Source organism: Wolbachia endosymbiont (group B) of Longitarsus flavicornis (genome assembly GCF_964028135.1).
Classification (GTDB): Bacteria; Pseudomonadota; Alphaproteobacteria; order Rickettsiales; family Anaplasmataceae; genus Wolbachia.
Window position 1 is genome coordinate 261,880 of sequence record NZ_OZ034758.1, and the last position, 20,361, is coordinate 282,240.

General features: G+C 35.9%; 20 protein-coding genes and 1 pseudogene. 14 read left to right on the forward strand and 7 right to left on the reverse strand.

Annotation, left to right across the window (positions count from 1 at the left end):
• Positions 1-346: 346 nt before the first annotated feature.
• The 10 genes and pseudogenes from ABWU45_RS01295 (at position 347) to ABWU45_RS01340 (ending at position 8,818) form a co-directional block, all read left to right on the forward strand.
• The gene (locus ABWU45_RS01295; protein WP_353278693.1) at positions 347-1,234 is read left to right on the forward strand and encodes a reverse transcriptase N-terminal domain-containing protein; all 888 of its coding nucleotides are present in this window, start codon (positions 347-349) and stop codon (positions 1,232-1,234) included.
• 318 nt (positions 1,235-1,552) lie between these two features.
• Positions 1,553-1,693 (forward strand): hypothetical protein, encoded by a 141-nt coding sequence (locus ABWU45_RS01300; protein WP_019078704.1) that lies wholly within the window; start codon positions 1,553-1,555, stop codon positions 1,691-1,693.
• A gap of 52 nt (positions 1,694-1,745) precedes the next feature.
• A complete protein-coding gene (gene ltrA, locus ABWU45_RS01305) occupies positions 1,746-2,990 on the forward strand; it encodes a group II intron reverse transcriptase/maturase (protein ID WP_007302363.1) in 1,245 nt (414 codons plus the stop codon).
• Positions 2,991-3,043: 53 nt separating this feature from the next.
• Positions 3,044-3,973: a group II intron maturase-specific domain-containing protein gene (locus ABWU45_RS01310; RefSeq protein ID WP_353278695.1), complete on the forward strand. Its 930-nt coding sequence runs from the start codon at positions 3,044-3,046 to the stop codon at positions 3,971-3,973.
• A gap of 87 nt (positions 3,974-4,060) precedes the next feature.
• Positions 4,061-5,471: pseudogene (locus tag ABWU45_RS01315) on the forward strand (phage portal protein).
• Positions 5,471-6,511, forward strand: a complete 1,041-nt coding sequence (locus tag ABWU45_RS01320; protein WP_353278696.1) for a S49 family peptidase — start codon at positions 5,471-5,473, stop codon at positions 6,509-6,511. The pseudogene ABWU45_RS01315 and the gene ABWU45_RS01320 overlap by 1 nt, the downstream one beginning before the upstream one ends.
• 77 nt (positions 6,512-6,588) lie before the next feature.
• Positions 6,589-6,966, forward strand: a complete 378-nt coding sequence (locus tag ABWU45_RS01325; protein ID WP_353278697.1) for a head decoration protein — start codon at positions 6,589-6,591, stop codon at positions 6,964-6,966.
• A 25-nt stretch (positions 6,967-6,991) separates the two neighbouring features.
• Entirely contained in the window at positions 6,992-7,996 is a 1,005-nt protein-coding gene (locus ABWU45_RS01330) for a major capsid protein (protein ID WP_353278699.1), read from the forward strand.
• Complete coding sequence (locus tag ABWU45_RS01335) at positions 7,996-8,307, forward strand: hypothetical protein (RefSeq protein WP_226080688.1); 312 nt, start codon at positions 7,996-7,998, stop codon at positions 8,305-8,307. The genes ABWU45_RS01330 and ABWU45_RS01335 overlap by 1 nt, the downstream gene beginning before the upstream one ends.
• A gap of 19 nt (positions 8,308-8,326) precedes the next feature.
• Positions 8,327-8,818 (forward strand): phage tail protein, encoded by a 492-nt coding sequence (locus tag ABWU45_RS01340; RefSeq protein WP_406719938.1) that lies wholly within the window; start codon positions 8,327-8,329, stop codon positions 8,816-8,818.
• 549 nt (positions 8,819-9,367) lie between these two features.
• Here the strand turns inward: ABWU45_RS01340 and ABWU45_RS01345 are convergent.
• Positions 9,368-11,080, reverse strand: a complete 1,713-nt coding sequence (locus ABWU45_RS01345) for a recombinase family protein (RefSeq protein WP_353278700.1) — start codon at positions 11,078-11,080, stop codon at positions 9,368-9,370.
• Positions 11,067-11,285 carry a hypothetical protein gene (locus ABWU45_RS01350; protein WP_341819653.1) on the reverse strand — a complete coding sequence of 73 codons (219 nt, stop codon included), beginning with the start codon at positions 11,283-11,285 and terminating at the stop codon, positions 11,067-11,069. The genes ABWU45_RS01345 and ABWU45_RS01350 overlap by 14 nt, the downstream gene beginning before the upstream one ends.
• Positions 11,286-11,462: 177 nt before the next feature.
• On the opposite strand from ABWU45_RS01350, the gene ABWU45_RS01355 reads away from it, so the two are divergent.
• Positions 11,463-13,292, forward strand: a complete 1,830-nt coding sequence (locus tag ABWU45_RS01355; RefSeq protein WP_353279061.1) for a recombinase family protein — start codon at positions 11,463-11,465, stop codon at positions 13,290-13,292.
• Positions 13,293-13,617: 325 nt separating this feature from the next.
• On the opposite strand, the gene dxr is transcribed toward ABWU45_RS01355, so the two are convergent.
• On the reverse strand, positions 13,618-14,793 hold the full coding sequence (dxr, locus tag ABWU45_RS01360; RefSeq protein ID WP_353278701.1) for a 1-deoxy-D-xylulose-5-phosphate reductoisomerase: 1,176 nt from the start codon (positions 14,791-14,793) through the stop codon (positions 13,618-13,620).
• A 27-nt stretch (positions 14,794-14,820) separates the two neighbouring features.
• A complete protein-coding gene (locus ABWU45_RS01365; RefSeq protein ID WP_264682725.1) occupies positions 14,821-15,315 on the reverse strand; it encodes a hypothetical protein in 495 nt (164 codons plus the stop codon).
• A 286-nt stretch (positions 15,316-15,601) separates the two neighbouring features.
• Between ABWU45_RS01365 and proS the strand changes: the two genes are divergently transcribed.
• The 3 genes from proS (at position 15,602) to ABWU45_RS01380 (ending at position 18,442) form a co-directional block, all read left to right on the forward strand.
• Positions 15,602-16,861: a proline--tRNA ligase gene (proS, locus tag ABWU45_RS01370; protein WP_353278702.1), complete on the forward strand. Its 1,260-nt coding sequence runs from the start codon at positions 15,602-15,604 to the stop codon at positions 16,859-16,861.
• The gene (locus ABWU45_RS01375; RefSeq protein WP_264331129.1) at positions 16,858-17,232 is read left to right on the forward strand and encodes a holo-[acyl-carrier-protein] synthase; all 375 of its coding nucleotides are present in this window, start codon (positions 16,858-16,860) and stop codon (positions 17,230-17,232) included. Before proS ends, ABWU45_RS01375 begins: the two co-directional genes overlap by 4 nt.
• A gap of 91 nt (positions 17,233-17,323) precedes the next feature.
• Positions 17,324-18,442, forward strand: coding sequence for a hypothetical protein (locus ABWU45_RS01380; RefSeq protein ID WP_353278704.1), 1,119 nt, complete (start codon positions 17,324-17,326; stop codon positions 18,440-18,442).
• A 71-nt stretch (positions 18,443-18,513) separates the two neighbouring features.
• Here the strand turns inward: ABWU45_RS01380 and ABWU45_RS01385 are convergent, their stop codons facing one another.
• The 3 genes from ABWU45_RS01385 to ABWU45_RS01395 are packed head-to-tail and all read right to left on the reverse strand — an operon-like array spanning position 18,514 to position 20,072.
• Positions 18,514-19,248: a hypothetical protein gene (locus tag ABWU45_RS01385; protein WP_264682722.1), complete on the reverse strand. Its 735-nt coding sequence runs from the start codon at positions 19,246-19,248 to the stop codon at positions 18,514-18,516.
• Positions 19,249-19,306: 58 nt separating this feature from the next.
• On the reverse strand, positions 19,307-19,696 hold the full coding sequence (locus ABWU45_RS01390; RefSeq protein ID WP_007302803.1) for a phage tail tube protein: 390 nt from the start codon (positions 19,694-19,696) through the stop codon (positions 19,307-19,309).
• Positions 19,671-20,072: a DUF3168 domain-containing protein gene (locus tag ABWU45_RS01395; protein WP_353279062.1), complete on the reverse strand. Its 402-nt coding sequence runs from the start codon at positions 20,070-20,072 to the stop codon at positions 19,671-19,673. Before ABWU45_RS01395 ends, ABWU45_RS01390 begins: the two co-directional genes overlap by 26 nt.
• Positions 20,073-20,361: the final 289 nt, after the last annotated feature.

Sequence of the window (20,361 nt, forward strand, 5' to 3'; positions counted from 1 at the left end):
CTACGAAAAGAAACTTATGTTTGAACTGTCGTTAATTCGAATATGCGAAATAAGGTTGAATACGCATATACCAAAAGGTATGAAGAAACGGGTAATTAGGATCGGCTTTTCCTGATTAAGATGCTTCCAATCTTCCGGCAGATAGTAAGAGCCTAAGTTTAACGAGAAACGATTTTATGGAACGGAGTAACTACATAGAAGCTCTTATTATTCTTTATTTTCAAAAGGATAACTAAGAAGGTAGCCAGCCGAATGCTCCTATGTAGAGGGATTGTCTAAGAAGCTAATGCCTAAGGTAATGTTTAGGATATGCAAACGTAGACACTGTAGTTTGGAAGGTAAAGTTGTGAATAGTAGTGAATATGTTATGAGCCAACAAAATGTTAGGTATGAATGGAATGAAATTCCTTGGCGCAAGCTGGAGAAATCTTCATTTAAGCTACAAAAACGAATTTACCGAGCTTCACAATGTAATGATATCAAAAAGATGCATAATCTTCAGAGATTGTTACTCAGATCAACAAGTGCAAGAACGCTCGCTGTTAGAAAGGTAACTCAGGATAACAGAGGAAAAAAGACTGCAGGTATAGATGGAAAAGCGAATCTTAATCAAAAAGAAAGGTTACAATTAGTATATTCTTTGGATATAAGAGAAAAAGCAAAACCATCGAGACGAGTTTGGATTCCAAAACCTGGTAAGTCATCGGAGTATCGCCCGCTTGGTATTCCTACAATATCAGATCGAGCAAAACAAACACTTGTAAAAATGGTGATAGAACCGGAGTGGGAAGCAAAATTTGAGCCAAACACATATGGTTTTAGGTCTGGTAGGTCGTGTCATGATGCCATTGAAGCTATATTCATAGCACTAAAACAGAAAACAGCATTTTTACTGGATGCAGATATTTCAGGGTGCTTTGATAACATCAACCATAATGCATTACAAAAAAAGCTTAACACCACACCAACATTAACTAAAGTTATAAAAAGGTGGCTAAAAGCAGGAGTTATGGAAGGTAAAGCGTTTAGACCCACAAAGAGTGGTACAGTACAAGGCGGAACTATTTCACCTTTGTTAGCAAGTATAGCTCTACATGGGTTAGAATATTACCTAAAAATGGCATTGAGAAAGGAACTATTTGATTATCAAAAGAAAAAATATGGTAAAGCTTCACATAAACATGCTGGTCAATCACTAAGTGTGATTACTTATGCAGATGATTGTGCGCCGTAGAAACACGGAAAGTGTTGAAGCTGTGCAGTAGATGAGGGAGGGCCCCTCGGAGCCGGTTTGCAAGAGCAGGCTTCAAACAGCCATAAGCTGCTTTGGTAAAGAGCTAAGGTAGTGAGCGTTATGGAAAAGGCACAATTATGTGTCATGTATGAAATAGAGAGACGAACGCAAGTGAACCACTGATGAAGTGTCGAAAGCGTAGAGACGACGTCAAAACCAGGGGGTAGTCGTTAACCTGGGATGAATCTACTGGGAGCTTGTTTACTGGGTAGGTGGCGTCCGGCATAAAAGTGGCGTGAATCTATTTTAGGCTATTGCATGGAACTACGGGAACCTGTCGTTTCGATGAAAAGGGAGAAGTCCAAAGAGCTGATCTCTGAGGATGAGAGTACCGATGCGAAAAACAGGGGCGGATTAGCTCGTAGTAGCGAAGAAGTTTCTGTAATGGAAATGGAGTGAAGGGGCTAAGTTATTTAGTTTTAATTATTTATCAACCGAAAGGGAGGAGTTAATGAATAAAACAAAGTCTTTTGATATACCGAAGCAACTTATTTGGAGAGCTTATAAACAAGTATCGAAAAATAAAGGTGCAGCAGGTGTAGATGAGGTCTCGATAACAAAGTTTGAAGAAAATCTAAAGGATAATCTATACAAATTATGGAATCGGATGTCATCCGGAAGTTATTTTCCAGAGCCGGTAAAAGCTGTTGCGATACCAAAAGATACAGGAGGGCAAAGAATTTTATGTGTGCCTTCAGTATTCGACAGAATAGCGCAAACAGCAGCTACAATGTATCTTGAGCCGTTAGTAGAACCGAAATTTCACGAAGATTCATATGGTTATAGACCAAATAAGTCTGCGCTGGATGCGGTATACACAGCACGGAAGAGATGTTGGAAAAATGATTGGACGGTAGATCTTGATATATCTGGATTTTTCGACAATCTGGACCACGATTTAGCACTGCAGGCTATCAAGAAACACACAGACTGCAAATGGGTCATACTGTATGTTGAGAGGTGGATGAAAGCCCCCATTCAGCAAGCAGATGGCAGTAGGGTAACAAGGGATAAAGGAGTTCCGCAAGGAGGTTCAATAAGCCCAATCATTTCAAGCATATTTATGCACCATGCGTTTGATATGTGGATGAAACAAAATTATCCAACAGTACCATTTGAAAGATATGTAGATGATGCGATAGTGCACTGCAGAACTAAAAGACAGGCAGGATTTATGAAAGTAATGATTGAAGAAAGATTGGCTAAGTGTAAATTGAAGTTACATCCTGAAAAGACACAGATTGTGTACAGTAAGGATGATGATAGAAAAGAACAATTTCCTAAACAAAGCTTTGATTTTCTAGGTTATACTTTTAGACCTAGAGTAGCAAAGAATAAGATGAGGAATTATTTCATCTCATTTCTACCTGCAATTAGTAACAAAGCCAAGAAGAAGATCAAGAAAACCATAAAGTCATGGAGAATACATCGGATTACATGGACCACACTAGAGGAAATATCGAAGAAAATAGATCCAATAGTCAGAGGCTGGTTTCAGTACTATGGCAGGTTTTATAAATCAGAGATGTATCCATCTCTCAGAAATATAGAGAGATACCTCATAAGATGGGTCAGGACAAAATATAAGAAACTTCGTGATCACGGAAGACTAGCAAAGCAATTTCTAGGAAAAGTGAGAAAGAGGTCTCCAAGTATTTTCTATCATTGGACACTTGGGTTAGGATCAAAAGGCTAAATAATGGGAGCTGTATAAGTCGAGAGGTTTCCGTGCAGTTCTGCGAGAGACTGGTGGGGAAGCTCCGCCGGTCTACTCTCCGTGTGATTCTCCATGAAAATGAGGAAATTGTTTTTAAGGCAAAAAATCTAACGGAAAGATGGTTAAATACCATTGGATTAGAGTTAAAGCCATCAAAGACAAAAATATCTCATACGTTAAAAACTTATGGAGGACAAATACCAGGTTTTGATTTTCTTGGGTTCACAATACGACAATACTTAACAAAACAAAGTAAGAAAGGTTATAAATTATTAATTAAACCAAGTCGCCTCTCTATAAAACAACATGCTAAAATCATTAAGCAAAAACTTAAAGAAATGCGTGCAGCACCTCAAGAAGCAGTAATTAAAAACCTTAATCCAGTTATTAGAGGATGGAGTCAGTATTACTCTTCGGTAGTGTCACATAAAGTATTTAGTTCTTTAGATCATGATATGCATGGAAAGCTTTGGAAATGGGCAGTCTTTAGACACTGTAACAAAGGGAAGCATTGGATTAAGAGAAAATACTTTCGAAAGAAAGATAACGATAATTGGAGATTTATGACGAATAACAATTTACTGCTTGTTAGGCACGTAGATCATGCCATAAGAAGGCATATCAAAGTGAAAGGATCTAGATCTTTATATGACGGAGATTGGTTATATTGGGCAAATCGCTTAAGTAAAGTTCCAGGAAAATCACCACGAGTAATAAAATTAATGAAGTTGCAACAAGGTAAATGTGATCAATGTCAACTTTGGTTCAAAAATGATGATATCCTAGAGATACACCATAAAGACCGGAATAGACGTAATAATATGAGCAAAAATTTATCCTTGTTGCATGGGCATTGTCACGACGAATTACATGGGAGTATGCATGAAAAGCGCCAAATTAGAGAGAAGCCGGATGATGGGAAACTATCAAGTCCGGTTTTGAAGTCGAGTGGGGAGAGGTGACTTTCCTCACTTAGATAACAGCTAAAGATTGCTGGAGTGGAGCCAAAGAGGAAAATTATTTTTTCAACGAGTAAAGGAATTTTATAAATGCTACTAAAAACCTTCAAACAATTATTCAACAAGCCAAAAATCAAAAGTTCTGCATGGGATGCGTCAGGCTCAGGAAGAAGAGTGATGTATTGGCAAGGAGAAACAGGAAGCATAAATAATTTACTTTCCCAGAGCCTTGGGCACTTACGTAGCCGCTCTCGGGATATGGTAAGAAAAAATCCATATGCAGCCAATATCATTGATACAATAGTAAGTAACTCTATTGGAACAGGAATAAAACCGCAATCAAAAGCAAGAGATGGAGAATTTCGAAAGAAGGTGCAAGAATTATGGCTAAAATGGACAGATGAAGCAGATAGCTGTGGAATAAGTGATTTTTATGGATTACAAGCTCTAGTATGCAGAAGTATGATAGAGGGAGGAGAATGTTTTGTACGTTTAAGAACGAGAAAGCTGGAAGATAGATTTTCTGTACCACTACAACTGCAAGTACTTGAGTCTGAACATTTAGACAATAAAACAAATCAAACTTTAGCAAATGGTAATGTAATAAGAAACGGGATTGAGTTTTGGGCAAAGAGAAGCATATTACTTATTTAGAGAACATCCAGGCGAAGGCTCATTTGGAGAATCAGTAAGAGTACCAGCAAATGATGTTTTACATATTTATAGACCACTAAGACCTGGGCAAATCAGAGGTGAGCCTTGGCTTTCGAGTATACTGCTAAAGCTTTATGAGCTTGATCAATATGATGATGCAGAGCTGGTGAGAAAGAAAACTGCAGCGATGTTTGCAGGGTTTATTACAAGGCTCGATCCTGAAGCAAATATCATGGGAGAAGGTGAAGCAAGTGAGCAAGGAGTAGCACTATCTGGCCTAGAACCTGGAACAATGCAGCTTTTAGACCCAGGAGAAGACATCAAATTTTCGGAACCATCTGATGTTGGGGGAAGCTATGAAGCATTCATGAGACAGCAACTCAGGGCAATAGCAATAGGCATAGGAATAACATATGAGCAGCTAACAGGAGATTTAACCGGTGTTAATTATTCATCCATTCGAGCAGGGCTGATAGAGTTTCGCAGAAGGTGTTCAATGTTGCAGCATAACGTGATAGTGTTCCAGTTTTGTAGACCTATTTGGAATAGATGGCTAGAGTTAGCAGTACTTTCTGGAGAACTGAGTATAGATGAAAAAGTAGTAAAAGCAGCGAAAGAAGAAGTAAAATGGATACCACAGGGATTTGATTGGGTGGATCCGCTAAAAGATCAGCAAGCACAGCAAATGGCGGTAAGAAATGGCTTCAAGAGCCGCTCAGAAGTAGTATCAGAAATGGGTTACGATGTAGAAGAAATTGACCAAGAAATAGCAGAAGATCAAAAGCGTGCTAATTCTTTTGGACTTTGTTTCGATTGTGACATTAACCATAAAAGGGAAGGAAGGTGATGTGGATAAATAAGCCAATAATGGTAGAGAGAAGAAGCTTTGAACTACTATCATTATATAACAGCAAACAACCTATCTTTAAGAATTTAAAGCATTTTCATATAAACCCAAAAGGAATAGCAATAATACGTATTTATGGAGTTTTGACTAAAAAAACAGAAGCTTTTGATCATATTTTAGACATGACTTCGTATGAAAATATTCATGAAGAGATAGAGAGTGCTTTAGAAGATAAAAGCATAGAGACGATTCTACTTGACATAGACAGTCCAGGAGGGGAAGTAAACGGTGTCTTTGACCTAGCTGATTTTATTTATGAATCAAGAGCAAAAAAGAGAATTATTGCAATAGCAAATGATGATGCATATTCTGCTGCGTACGCTATAGCCTCTAGCGCTGAAAAGGTATTTGTGAGTAGAACTTCAGGAGTAGGAAGTATTGGAGTAATAGCAAGTCACATAGATCAAAGTAGGTTTGATGAAAAGCAAGGTATTAAGTACACCACAATCTTTGCTGGTAGTCGAAAGAATGATTTAAACCCACATGAGCCAATGACGTCTGAAAGTCTGGAAAGCTTACAAAAAGAAGTAGACCGACTATATGAAATGTTTTTGCAGCTAATAGCAAGGAACAGAGGTCTTTCAATTGAAAAGATTCGATCAACAGAAGCAGGTCTATATTTTGGCGAGAAAGCAGTAGAAATAGGTGTTGCAGATGGAGTTACAACATTTTTTGAATTTATCAATAATCATAAAAGTAGGAGTGTTAGTATGACAACTAATGAGTTAACTGAGGAAGGCTACGAGAACTGTCGTAGAGAAATTTTAGAGATAATAAGATTATGTAATATATCAAAGATGCCAGAAAAGATAGGAGAATTTATAGAGCAAAGCGTAAGTGTTGAGCAAGCCAGGGAAGTGTTAATGGAACTACTAGCAGAGCGAACAATAAAAGATAAAATTTTCAGCACTTTACCACAAAATTCATCAGAAGATTTGATGATACAAGTAGCTAAAGCTAGAGCACAATCAAGTATTTAAAGTATTTTTATAACCGCCGGGTACAACAACTACAAACATGGCAGTAAACTAAAGGGAAAAAAAGGAGAAAAGAAAATATGACATGTATAACTGAACAAAATAATCTAGGTGACTTATTAAAGTATGAGGTATCAAGTCTATATTCAAGAGACCAAATAACTGTAGCGAAAGGTCAAAATATTAAACTTGGTACAGTAGTTGCCAAGAAGACAGATGATGGTTTTATTAGAGTGCTGAACCCCACTGGAACAGACGGTACGCAAACAGCAGTAGGAGTAATTACAACCGATATACATAGCAAAGATTCTGATATGAAAGGAGTAATTATCACTCGCAGTGCAATGCTAGCAGATCATGCAGTTGTGTGGCCAGCAAATATCACTGAAGAACAGAAAGCTGCAGCAATAAAGCAACTTGAAGCACGAGATCCGCAAGGGAGCTTAAAAAACTATTAAAAATACAAAAGGGGGAAAAGAAAAAATGCAAAATCCATTTACAAATACGGCATTTAGCATGACGGCACTAACAAATGCGATGAATATATTGCCGATAAATTATGGACGTGTTGAAAATTTAAACTTGTTTCCAAATAGGTCAGTAAGATTTAGACATATCACCATAGAAGAACATAATGGAGTTTTAAGCCTATTGCCAACACAAGTACCTGGAGCACCAGCAACAGTAGGAAAAAGAGGAAAAAGAAAGGTAAGAACATTTACAATTCCACATATTCCGCATGATGATGTAGTACTGCCAGAGGAAGTACAGGGAATAAGGGCATTTGGATCAGAAAGTGAACTGAAAGCGCTGGCAGACGTAATAACTGACCATTTACAGCTAATGAGAAACAAGCATGCAATAACGTTAGAGCATTTGCGAATGGGAGCGCTGAAAGGGATTATTCTAGACGCAGATGGCAGTGAATTATTAAATCTGTACAACGAATTTGAAATAACACCAAAAGTAGTAAATTTTGCGCTAGGAACAGCAACAACTGATGTAAAACGTAAGTGTCTGGAAGTATTGCGGCACGTAGAAGATAACCTAAGTGGTGAATATATGACCGGAATTCATGCTTTAGTAAGCCCTGAGTTTTTTGATGCACTTACTTCTCATACTAAAGTAAAAGAAGCATACGAGAGATGGCAAGAAGGAGCAGCATTAAGGAACGATATGAGATCAGGATTTACGTTCTGTGGAATAACGTTTGAGGAATATAGAGGGCAAGCAACTGATCCTGAAGGAACCGTAAGAAGATTTATAGAAAGAGATACAGGACATTGTTTTCCACTAGGAACAGCAAGTACGTTTACGACATATTTTGCACCAGCAGACTTTAATGAGACGGTGAATACGCTTGGTCAGCCATTATATGCAAAACAAGAGCCAAGAAGATTTGATAGAGGAACTGATTTACATACGCAGTCAAATCCTCTGCCAATGTGCCATCGTCCGGCAGTTTTGGTAAAAATTAGTTCTAGTTGATGAATATAGGAAAATTATTGGAAGATTGTTTTGAGCATCTAGGAGTGGAAGCCATATATTGTAATAAAAATAAGGAGAGTATTCGTAAAATGAAAGTGCTAATTAAACGTCCCGATACTACGTATTCTTTAGGTGCAGATGGAGCATTAACTCAGCAAATTGCTTCTATAGAAATACGTGATCAGGACGTTACTTCCTTTAGCATAGGTAATTATATCAAGATTGAAAAAAGGTTCTACAAGATTTTTGAACCACCATTGAAAGATTCTTCAGGTAAAATATGGAAAATTGAGGCAATAGAAAGTGTTTAATATTAAAACTAGTAACAATATTAATGAAATAATCTCCAATATTGACGGAAAAGAGCAGAAAGTAAAACTGGCAGCTATAAAAGCACTAAATAGAACAGCACTATGGTTAAAAGCAAAAGCAGCTAAGGAAATCAGTGAGGAAAAGAAGATAAAATTAAGTTTGATAAGAAAGAGATTAAGAATTTTTAAGGCGAAAACTAGCAGATTAGAAGTGTTAATTAGAGCAAATCTCTATGACATTAGAGCATCGGCAATTGGCAAAATACAAAAAACAAGAAGAGGATCGAAAGTAGGAAAGTATGAGTTTATAGGAGGATTTGCAGCAGTTATGCCAAAAGGAAATAGCGGTATGTTTAAACGTGAAGGAAGAGCAGCATTGCCAATAAAGGAAGTAAAACTACCGCTGGAACCAGAAGGCTCAAGAATAATAAAAGACCTTGTTAATTATGAGAGTGAGAGAGTGTTTGAGAAATACTTTAAGCATGAGCTAAACTATATTTTAAAGATATGACAAAGTTCTGGACAGATTTACATCAAACAATTTGCAGCACACTGAAGGAAGAAATACCGTCTATACAGACATGCGATCAATCACCTTAATACCCCATTCAACAACCAAAAAGAAATTACAGTTACAGATCCAACACATCCGCTATTCGGTAGGACTTTTCCCATATCATCTGCCAGTGTAAAAGCCTATAACAGTGGTAATGTACTCGTTATTTACCGTAGTAATATAACTCTGCGTATTCCTTTTTCTGCTACCAACTTGGCCGGTAAGCAAGATTTACTCACCAGTAAGTTAACATGGAATTCATTATACGAATTTGTTTCTCTAGCAAAGGAGTATAAATTATGCCATGTAAACCAAATAGAGTGTGGAAGAAAATGCCGCAACACCTCAAGTCAGAAGTTTTAGAAAATATATTACTAGTATCAAAAGAGGTTATTCATGAGTACATCAGAGCTAATCACAGTACAACATCTAGCACGCGAAGCAATAATTTACATCAGACAATCAACACCTCATCAAGCACTGAGCAATCAAGAAAGTTTGGAGTTACAGTATGCACTGAAACAAAGAGCAATTGACCTTGGGTGGAAAGCTGATAATATTGTTGTTATTGATAATGATCTCGGCTTGACTCCTGCAACAATGTTGCAATAAACTTTGGTCCGCTTTTCCACTGTGTGTGAAAGAGTCTGGCAGCTCTTTTACTCGAAACACGATATGCACGTCTTCATGGTTAATCTCAATTCGCTTAACTAATGTTCTAATGATATCACGTCTAGTTAGCCAATCTGCGTTATCAAGACTTGAGTTAACGCTAGAAGAAAACTCTTCTAAAGTAGTCACCACTAGAGTTAAGTCTTGTTCAAGTCTTTTTTGATCAAATATCTTTTTCTTTTGCTCTCCGATCATTTGTAAGGTTTGTTTCATTGCTTTAATTCTTGGTTTAAACTCTTCTTCATTGATGTATCCTTGAGTATAGCCATCAATAAGCCTTGCAATGCCACAGTTTAATTGATCTTCTTTTTTCTCAAGAAAGTCACTTTTTTGATCTAATGGTGATTTTTTAATCTCTGAAAGTCTACGCTTGTATTCTTCTAATATCCGAGTAGGATTTTTCAATAGGTATTTTACCTCTTCCCATACAGCCACGTCTAATACATCTGTACGAATCATTCTATTATTACACATTTTATTGCCACCAAAGTGACCTCGCTCCGTACCAGTACAACGATAATATGTTCGACGAGCGCTAGAGCAAGTGCTAATACCATGATATCCATAATGACAAAGCTGACATACTGTTAAACCTTGCAACAAGTAATTTGCTCCCATTCGTCTTCTCCTAGCTATTCTTTTATTTTCAGTTAGCTGTTCTTGAACTATATCAAATAAATCTTCGTTTATAATATTAGGTACAGGAATATAAATCCAATTTTCTTTATCAGTACGAAAAGTAGAATAATTGTCTTTCGGTTGCTCACAAGAGCGTTTCTGTGGTCTTACGTGTTTTAATTTTACTCCTAGCTTTTTTTTACCGAATGCTGCTTGTCCTTTATAAGCAGGATTTTGTAATAGACGACAGACTACACTCCTATCCCAATACCTTTTTCCTGTTCGTGTTACGATGGACATAGCTCTTAATCTATGACATACTTCTCCAATGCTTACTCTTCCCCTTCCCACCCAAAAAAACATTTTACGAATGACTTCAGCTTCCTCTTCATTAATTTCAAAAAAGGCTTGTCCTCCTCCTATATGCTTATTTATATAACGATAGCCATAAGGAGCTCCACTCATTACATTTATACTGCCTTTATTGGCTGCGTGAATCTTGCCTCTACGACTTCGTTCCATAATTTTTGCACGTTCATATTCTGCTATCATACCCTGTATTTGTAATAGTAATTGAGATTCTGGATTATCGTCAATTTGACAATTCAAGAAAACTGTTTCTACACCCAATTTCTTAAATTCATCAACTAATAACATTTGATGTACATATTTGCGAGCCAAACGATCAGGAGAATGAATATAAACCTTATTAATATTACCTTCTGCTATTTGATCTCTTAATTTTTCTAAACTAGGACGTATTATATCAGAGCCACTATAACCATTATCAATAAATTTATATTCACTTAGTAATTTATGTCCATCAGCACTAATCTTATTCTCTATAGCAGTAATTTGGCTTGCTATTGTATCTCCTTGCACTTGTTTTCCTGAAGAAACTCTCGCGTACAGACTAACAGTTATCATTGCTCCCCCTTAAATTGATTCTATTGTTACATTCAAAAATTTTCTCCTTTTGGCTCCCATTTACTTGTTTATTTAATGCTAGTTTTTTATATGCATCTAATAAGTACAATTCTGCTAACCGATTAGGTTCATAACTATAGCTAACACGAACAGTCAGTTTCTTTTTTCCCATGAGCTTTCCTTGAAAATATATAAATATGTTCATATATCACTCATCGAAACAGATGGTCAGTTGATCGTTGGTTCTATAAGTGAAAACAACTCCTCGTTCTTTGAGTAGAAGCTGCCGGGAAATTATTTTTTTTAGTTTTATGTTTGTTGCAACATTGTTGCAGGGGTATTAACTGGTGCTAGTGCTGAAAAGCGCGAAGGATATAAAGAGATTCTCGCTAAAGTCGCTTTATCAAAGGTAGGGATTATCCTATCTTACGATGTGACTCGTTTGTCACGTAATTGTTCTGACTGGTATCCGTTATTGGATATATGTGGCTATAAACAGTGTTTGATAGCTGATCGGGATGGTGTTTATGACCCTGGTACTATTAATGGTCGGTTGTTACTTGGTCTGAAAGGACAGCTTGCTGAAATGGAGTTATCTACTATAAGAGCCAGACTAAATGCTGGACTGCTAAATAAAGCAACCAGAGGAGATTTAGCCTTATCCCTTCCAGTCGGTTTCGTTCGTAACATTGATGATTCTGTGCATAAGGATCCTAACCTTGAAGTTCAGCACCGTATTAAGCTTATTTTTGAAACTTTTTTAGAAAAGCGAACAGTAGCAAAAGTTCTAAGATATTTTAACAACAACCAACTTACCATTCCTAGGTATGACAAATTTAAAGAATTGCAATGGAAAAAACCGACGATTACAGCAATTCTCTCAACACTAAAAAATCCAGCTTATGGAGGAGCATTTGTTTATGGTCGTTCTTGTACTACACGTCACAAACCATCTTCTGCTGACAAAACAACAAAGAAATTGCCAATGGAGGAATGGAAAGTTCTGATTAAAGATAAATATCCAGCTTATATAGATTGGGAAACTTTTATAAAGATTCAGGGAATACTAAAAGATAATCATGCAGAGTATAATCACAATAGAACACGTGGTATAGTTAGACCAGGTGCAGCATTATTACATGGAATAATCTATTGTGGAGAATGTGGACACAAAATGAGAGTGAAGTATAAAGGAGGAAATCATTATTTATGCAAGTACTTACACCAACAATATCTTTTACCTGCATGTCAATTTTTACCTGCTGATATTATTGACAATGAAGTAGTTCCTAAATTTTTTGCAGCACTTAGTCAAATCGAGCTAGACGCTTATACCGAGGCTATTAATTCGCAACTACAATCTGAACAAGCAGTTAATAAAGCTTATTTACAACAATTAGAACGCCTGAGATACCAAGTGGGATTGACAGAACGACAATTTAATCAAGTTGATCCTGATAATCGTCTTGTAGCTGCAGAACTTGAAAGACGTTGGGAACAAGCGTTGAATGAACTTAAGCAAGCGGAAATTACATGTGAACGTCAGTATCCAAGTAAACCGATTCCTCAATTATCTGAGGAACTGAAAACAGTATTTTTAGATGTAGGTAAGAAATTACCTGAAATTTGGCATCAATCAGTTCTGTCACGTCAGCAACAAAAATCTTTTCTTCGTTGTCTAATTGATAAGGTGGTAGCACACCGGATCAGACGTGATTGCCTTCAAGTACGCATTGTATGGCATGGCGGTGAAACTACGACTTCTCACGTTCCTATTCCAGTACGCTCCTTCCACACATTGACTAGAGCAGCAGAAATGGAACAGTCTATAATAGAGTTGAGTAAAGAAGGTAAAACAGATGCAGAAATCGCTAAGTACTTAGAAAAACAAGGACATCGTTCTCCCTCATGCTCAAAGAATATCGTTTTAGAATGTACAGTAGCAAATATTCGATTAAAAAATAATATTATGCGAGAAAAGAATAAATCACAACCACTTAAAGTACCTGGATACCTTACTGTTCCACAAATTGCAAAAATCCTCAATGTTACTAAATATTGGCTTTATTATAGAATCGATAATGGCCAAATTAAAATACGAAAAGATTATAGTAAAACCAAAGGCAAATATTTATTTGAAGATACGCCAGAGACTGTTAGAATCCTTACGGATTTTAAAAATGGTAAACTCAACAACCCAAATTTTTTATAGGAGCATCAATATGTATAATCATGCAGCTGCATTGCTGTTCTTTGCAATAGGATGTGGTTGTCTGTATAGAGCAAATACAGTTCTTAACGATGTAAATTTCTCTTAGGTTGATTTCGAACATGCTAAGTGATGTATCTGTTCAGGTAAGGTATCATTCCAGCACTTGATTCTGGAATCCAGTTTTTCATTTAATCTCATTGAATTTAGCATAAGCTCAGTTTACTTGTAAATTTTTCTGGATCCCAGTGTCAGCTACTAGGATGACAGGAGTATGAAATGGGGCTACTTGACCATTTAGTTGTCTTTTCTCGTCTACCTTATTTTATCACTCTGCTGAACAGATACCTTTACTTTTTATGATTTCATTGGCAAGAATACGGCTTTCAAAATCGACACTTATTATGTCGGATAGTGAGTTAATATCAGAGTACTTGTCAAAGTTTTCTATTGTTGATTTTACTACCTCTACTACTTCTAAAAAGCCGATTCGTGACTTCAAAAATTCGTTAACAGCTATCTCATTTGCAGCGTTCAAAACAATACTATTTGTATGTGGAGAAGAAGAATTTAACACTTCCATGCTTAGCTTTAGTGAAGAAAAACATTTGTGGTCTGGTTCTTGAAAGGTCAATTTTTTTTGTTTTGTTAAGTCTAACTTGTAGTTCAAAGTTGATCTTTCTGGCCAAGATAAAGCATATGCAATGGGAATTTCCATATCAGTTTCTGCAAGCACAGCAAAGCTGAATCCATCGTGATAAACGACAATTCCATGTACTATCGATTCAGGGTGCACTACTGCTTCAATTCTATTTGGACTAATATTAAACAAATGATGTGCTTCTATTATTTCTAGTGCTTTATTCATCATTGTTGCACTATCAACTGAGATTTTCTTTCCCATTTTCCAAGTAGGGTGACTTAGTGCCTGATTTACTGTGATATTTCTTAATTGTTCAAGGCTATAATTTAAAAATGGTCCACCAGAGGCAGTGAGTATAATCTTTTCTACACATTTATCATCATTTTGCAAAACTTGAAAAATTGCGTTGTGTTCAGAGTCGATGGGAATTATTTGTACGCTCCTTTCTTTAGCTTTTTCAAGCAGTAACTTGCCACCACAAACAATGCTTTCTTTATTTGCTAGGGCAATAACTTTAGTACCACTTTCTATGGTCTGCATGACTGGCTCAAGGCCTGCGATGCCAACTATTGCAATAACTGAGAGATCAACAGGTAGAGAAGCAACATTTGCTAGACCTGGAGCACCAACTTCTACTTTGACGTTTGTACCAAGTAGATCTTCTTTTAAATCTTTGTAGAACCTTTCATCAGAAATGGCAGCATATTTTGCATTAAGTAGATTTGCCTGTTGTGCTAGCAGAGCAAAGTTAGAATTGGCACTTAGTGCTTCCACCTGATATTCTTCCTTTCTCTTTAAGAGCAAATCTACAGTCTTTTTTCCAATGCTTCCTGTTGATCCTAAAACTGAAACTTTTTTCACTAATTACAATAAAATCTTCTTAGTTATTTAGTAACCAAGCTCATGATCATCACCAACATATGGTGAAGGACCAGGTGAAAAAGATTGGCCATGATGATCACCTGCATCATGCATATCATGCAAACCATCGGCACTATGAGCCATTTCATTGCTAGCGTGGGGATAATCATCTGGATTAAGTCCTCCATCACCGTGATCCATATCCATTCCTTCCGATGGCATATCTTCTCCACCTCCACCTGAAAAATATTCCGCAAGGTTTTCAAGAAATTTTATGCCAAACATATTACCTGATTTCCCAAATAACGTTACTAGACTGCTACCACTTACCAAACCTTCAAACACATTATTATAAGCAGCAATTGCTCCTTCATGAAAGTTGAACATCCACTTCATTCCATCCACAATTGTTGCAACAGAGTCACTATGACCAAGACCGAAACCACTTTTCTCACTAGCGGCTTCCTGGTGTTGCTGCTGTGCCTGCCATTCTGCAATATTTGGACCTTGTGCTTCACTCATAAACTTTTATTCTAAGCCTTAAGCTATTATTTTACCAAAAACACTGTAAAATATCAATTGTTTAAGAGAGGTTATCATAAAAATAGCTAACACTAAGCTATTTTTATGATTCTGATTACTCTATACCAAAACATCGATGATGTGCTGTAGTAACAAAGTGATGACTTGAGGTTTAAGACAGCTTCTATTTCTTCTTAGAAGACTGCTCCTCTCTCTTTCCTTTTTAAATAAGTTTACCTACAGGCCTGATTGTACTAAGATTACTTAGTACAATCAGATTTATCAAATGCGCTTATCTCAATATTACCTGCCAACTTTAAAAGAAACCCCTGCTGGTGCTGAAATTATTTCTCATCAATATTTATTACGTGCAGGCTTAATCAAGCAGACAGCATCTGGAATTTATTCTTGGCTGCCGCTTGGTCTTTTGGTACTTAAAAATATTGAAAATATTATCAGAGATGAAATTGGTGCGATTGAAGTGTTGATGCCTTGTGTGCAGCCAGCAAGTCTTTGGCAAGAGTCAGGACGTTACGATGATTACGGCAAAGAAATGCTGCGCATTAAGGATAGGCATGGGAGCAATATGCTTTTTGGTCCAACACATGAGGAGGTGGTAACTGATTTGATTAGAAATACAGTAAAAAGTTACAAAGATTTGCCACTTTGTTTATATCAAATTCAGTGGAAGTTTCGTGACGAAGTAAGACCTCGTTATGGCGTTATGAGAGGCAGGGAATTTCTGATGAAGGATGCATACAGTTTTGATGTAGATTACGAAGGTGCACTGAATTCATATAATTTGATGTATAAAACTTACATAAAAATCTTCAAACGCATGGGACTTACTCCAATTGGAGTGAGGGCAGATACAGGACCAATTGGAGGAAATTTAAGTCATGAATTTCATATATTGGCAAGCACCGGTGAGAGCACTTTATATTATGACAATAAATTTTCTGAACTGCTAGAGAGTGAAGATATTGAAAGCCTGAAGAGCATATATGCAGTTGCAGATGATATGCATGATCCTAAAATTTGTCCTATACCGCAAGAACAGTTAAATGTTAGTAAAGGTATTGAAATAGGGCATATTTTTTATTTTGGTGATAAATATTCGAAACCTATGAAGGCAAGTGTTACTTCTCAAGATGGAAAAAATGTTAACATACATATGGGTTCATATGGCATTGGAGTTTCAAGGCTTGTTGGCGCAATAATAGAAGCTTTCCATGATGATAAAGGAATTATCTGGCCAGAGGCAGTAGCTCCTTTTAGAGTTGGTTTAATCAATTTACAAACGAAAGTAACGGAGGCCGCAGATAAAATATACAAAGCTTTGAAAAGTGATAAAGTGCTTTACGATGATACGGACGAAAGTGTAGGAGTGAAATTTGCCAGAATGGATCTGATAGGCTTGCCGTGGCAAATAATTGTTGGAAAAAAAGTAGTAAGTGAAAATACAGTTGAAGTAAAAAATAGAGCAACTGGCGAGGTAGAGGAAATACAAGTTGAAGAAGCAATAAATCGTTTTAGCGCAAAATGATATACGGTATTGGCACTGACATAGTATATATACCCAGAATATTGAGAATATCACAAAAATACGGGGAAAAATTTCTCAATAAAGTCTATACTAAGAAGGAGATAGAGATAAGCAAAAAATATAATAGCCAAGAAGTAAGAGCAAAATATTTTGCTAAACGCTTTGCTGCAAAGGAAGCTTTTGTTAAAGCGCTAGGCACTGGATTCAGCCAAGGAATTATAATGAAAGATATAGAAATATACAGTAACATCAGGGGAAAACCACATCTTGCTATGACAAAGGATTTCATCTCGAAAGACTACAAGATACACCTTTCTCTAAGTGATGATCAAGATTATGCTACTGCGTTTGTTGTAATTTGCGTTGAGTAGATATTATTTAATACACATACTGCATAACATGCTATTTTAATAATAAATTTACCAATAAGTATTAAAATATTAATTTACTAGGAGAAATTTTATGTTTGGAGAAACCAGCAAACTCAACGCAGTAGATACAAAAATTAAATTTAGAGACTTTATTGAAAACACTAACGTGGTAGATTTATGTAAAAAGGAATATTGCATAAGTACATTACATGCAGCACCAAAACGTATAATATTAAATAAGACCATTGAAGAAATATTAGAGAAATTTAAATCAGGCGAAGCATTAGGAAATGACCTTTCATCATGCCAAAGAGAATGCTCGGATTTGAGAAAGGCACAAGCTATCCCAGGTAAAGCAAAATCAGAATGCGATAGCCATTGTAGTAAACATTATAACTTAAAAGGTAAAGGTAAAGATAAAGGTGAAGATTGGTATAAAGAACTCATTAAACCAAAAGTTGAACTTAATTTTTGTAAAAAAAAATGTATCAAAAATGAAGAAGCTATAAAAAGTGCAGCTAAAGAATACTATGAAAATAAAAAAGAAGAAATAGCACAAAAATTATCAGATGATGAGATTGAAAAACATAAAACCCATATGAAGTTATTAATAGATAAGAAGTACGATAAATTAATTGAAGACGCGAATAAACAATTCCGAGAAAGTCAGTTAAACGCAGAGAAAATGAAAGGAGATCAAGAAAAAAGAATAAACTTATTAAAAAAAGAAACGTTAGTAGTAACTCAAAATGTTGATGCTGAGAAAATGAAACAAGAATTGCTTGATAAAATAAAAGAGCTTATGAGTCCAAAACAAGAATTTTTAAATTTACTTGTTAAAGAGAATTACGTGGTAGATAAAGTATGTAAAAATGATTATTGCAATAAACAAGAAGAAAAAGAACTTTCTAAATGCAATTCAGAATGCGAGGATAGCAAGGAATTTGAGATTCTCAACGACAGAGAGTATAAAGAATGTAAAACAAATTGTCAAAAAGAAAAAGAATCTAAAAAATACGAATGTGAAGGAAGATGTTATTTAAAACAAGAAGATATAAAGAGTGCAGCTAAGGAATACTATCAGGAAATAAAAAATAACACATCAAAAGAAAAATTTGATGCCAGTAAAATGGAACAAGGGTTTCTTGATAAAGTACAAGAAATTATGGAAAATACATTTCCTTCAGAGTTAGAGTATTCTGTATTATAGTACTGAACTTTGATTAGGTGGGGAATGTAAGAAGTATAGTTTCAAAAAAATTTTTGAAACTATACTTTGACCTACACAGATCGACCTTTCTGTGAATCCTGGTTTCTGCTTTCTTCAACTTGTTTTGCAAAAGACGTCTCTTGTGTGTTCATATGTTGAAGTGGTTTAGCAATTTCGCGCACAACAGCAGCAACTGCAGTTAAAAACGCCTTGAACAATCCACCTAAAACTCCACCAACTGCTTCTCTACCGTACATACGAGCTTGCTTTTCATTGTCATCAGCAGTTTCCCCTGCCCTCCTTCTTGGATCCATTCTATGAGCAATAACTGAAAACAACACCCCCCTAATTGAAGACTTCACTCGTGCTTTTGCCTTCTGAACATCTTCATCACTTGCTACTTCATGTTTTTCCCTACTATTCATTAGCTCCTTTTGTTGTTGAAAACTTAAGATCTCTTCCATCAGTTGTTTCTTTCTCTTTTCCAGAACTCTTTTCTTGGACTCTGATTTATCGCGAGTGTGTTTTGTGGTTTCAAGTTCTACATCAATATCCTCAGATGCTGCTTGGCTATATAAGGTTTCTATGAGCCTATCTATACTTCGCTTTACTTGCATAGTCCTTTCGTAACTATCTAAATTATCAACTCCTTCATCAATTTGACTTAAAATATCCTCGAAAGGTTTTAAATACTCTTTAAATTGCTCTTCGAGCTGATTTTCATTTTTCAAATTCCTTTCTCTTCTGTCATCGCTATTCTCTTCAACATTATCATCGCCTTCTTCGAAAAGATCCTCATCGTTCATAATTTTTTTTAATTTATTCCCACTTATTATTATTGTATATGAAAAAATTAAATTAACACTAATGAAAAGTGTTCACAACTTCAGCACTGGCTAAAACTACAGTGAAGCTGTCAAAAGTGGCAGGATCATAATATCTCTCATACAATTCAACCGAACACCTGAGTTTTATCTTCTCCTTAGCATTAAAACTAATCTCATAATCATTATTAGAGTTTAACATTGCAGAATTACGCAATAATTCATCAGCCAATACTGAATTTAAAATGCCATTAATTTTTATTGTAATCTTTCTACTTCCAGCACAATCAAGCACTTTTCTCCAGCCAAAAGAGGAAATATCTTTCATCTCCTCTTTGTTATTACGCAAAGTAAACCTTAAGTTTCGTATATTATTCAGCACAACAAAATTATTGTCATGACCTTTAATTTTCAGCTGTAATTTGCTCATCGCTACCTCCTTGTATTAAAATATCAAAATTAATTGTTGAATATAAAACTTCATCATGCTGATTTATAGCACAATTACTTTCCAAAATGGTCTCACTACTAATGCTCTTTACCACCAAGCTAACATGCTTTATAGCAGCAAGCATGCTGCTTATATGATAAGTATATATGTCGCATGAAAATCTTACTTTTGTAGCAAAATTAGATAGCATATGCAGGTTAACATAATTTACTATGCGCAATCTCAGATAAGGAATAGTAACCTGCTTAGGCAGGTAATCATAGATGTTAGTAACATATTTCTTTAAATCAGAGTTTGCTTTTAATGCTGCATAAATACTATTATACAACTCATTTATAATTTGAATTTTTTCCATCTCACAGATACGGCTAAGAACATTGCAATTTGTAGGTACAACAGATGGTGTCATCACATGCCCAGACACTGGTTCACTTTATAATGATGTCATTCCAGTAGCTCTTTCTTATCATCCCAGTACTGGGATCCAGGAATTTTATTAAGTTGGTAAGCATAAAAGTAGCCGTTTTATTTTAAAATACAACGTTTTGATGATCATGAAAAAACTGGATCCCAGTACTGGGATGACATCGAAGGGGCTACTCGGATGACACCATCTGTTGTATCTGCTATTGAATGACAAACAG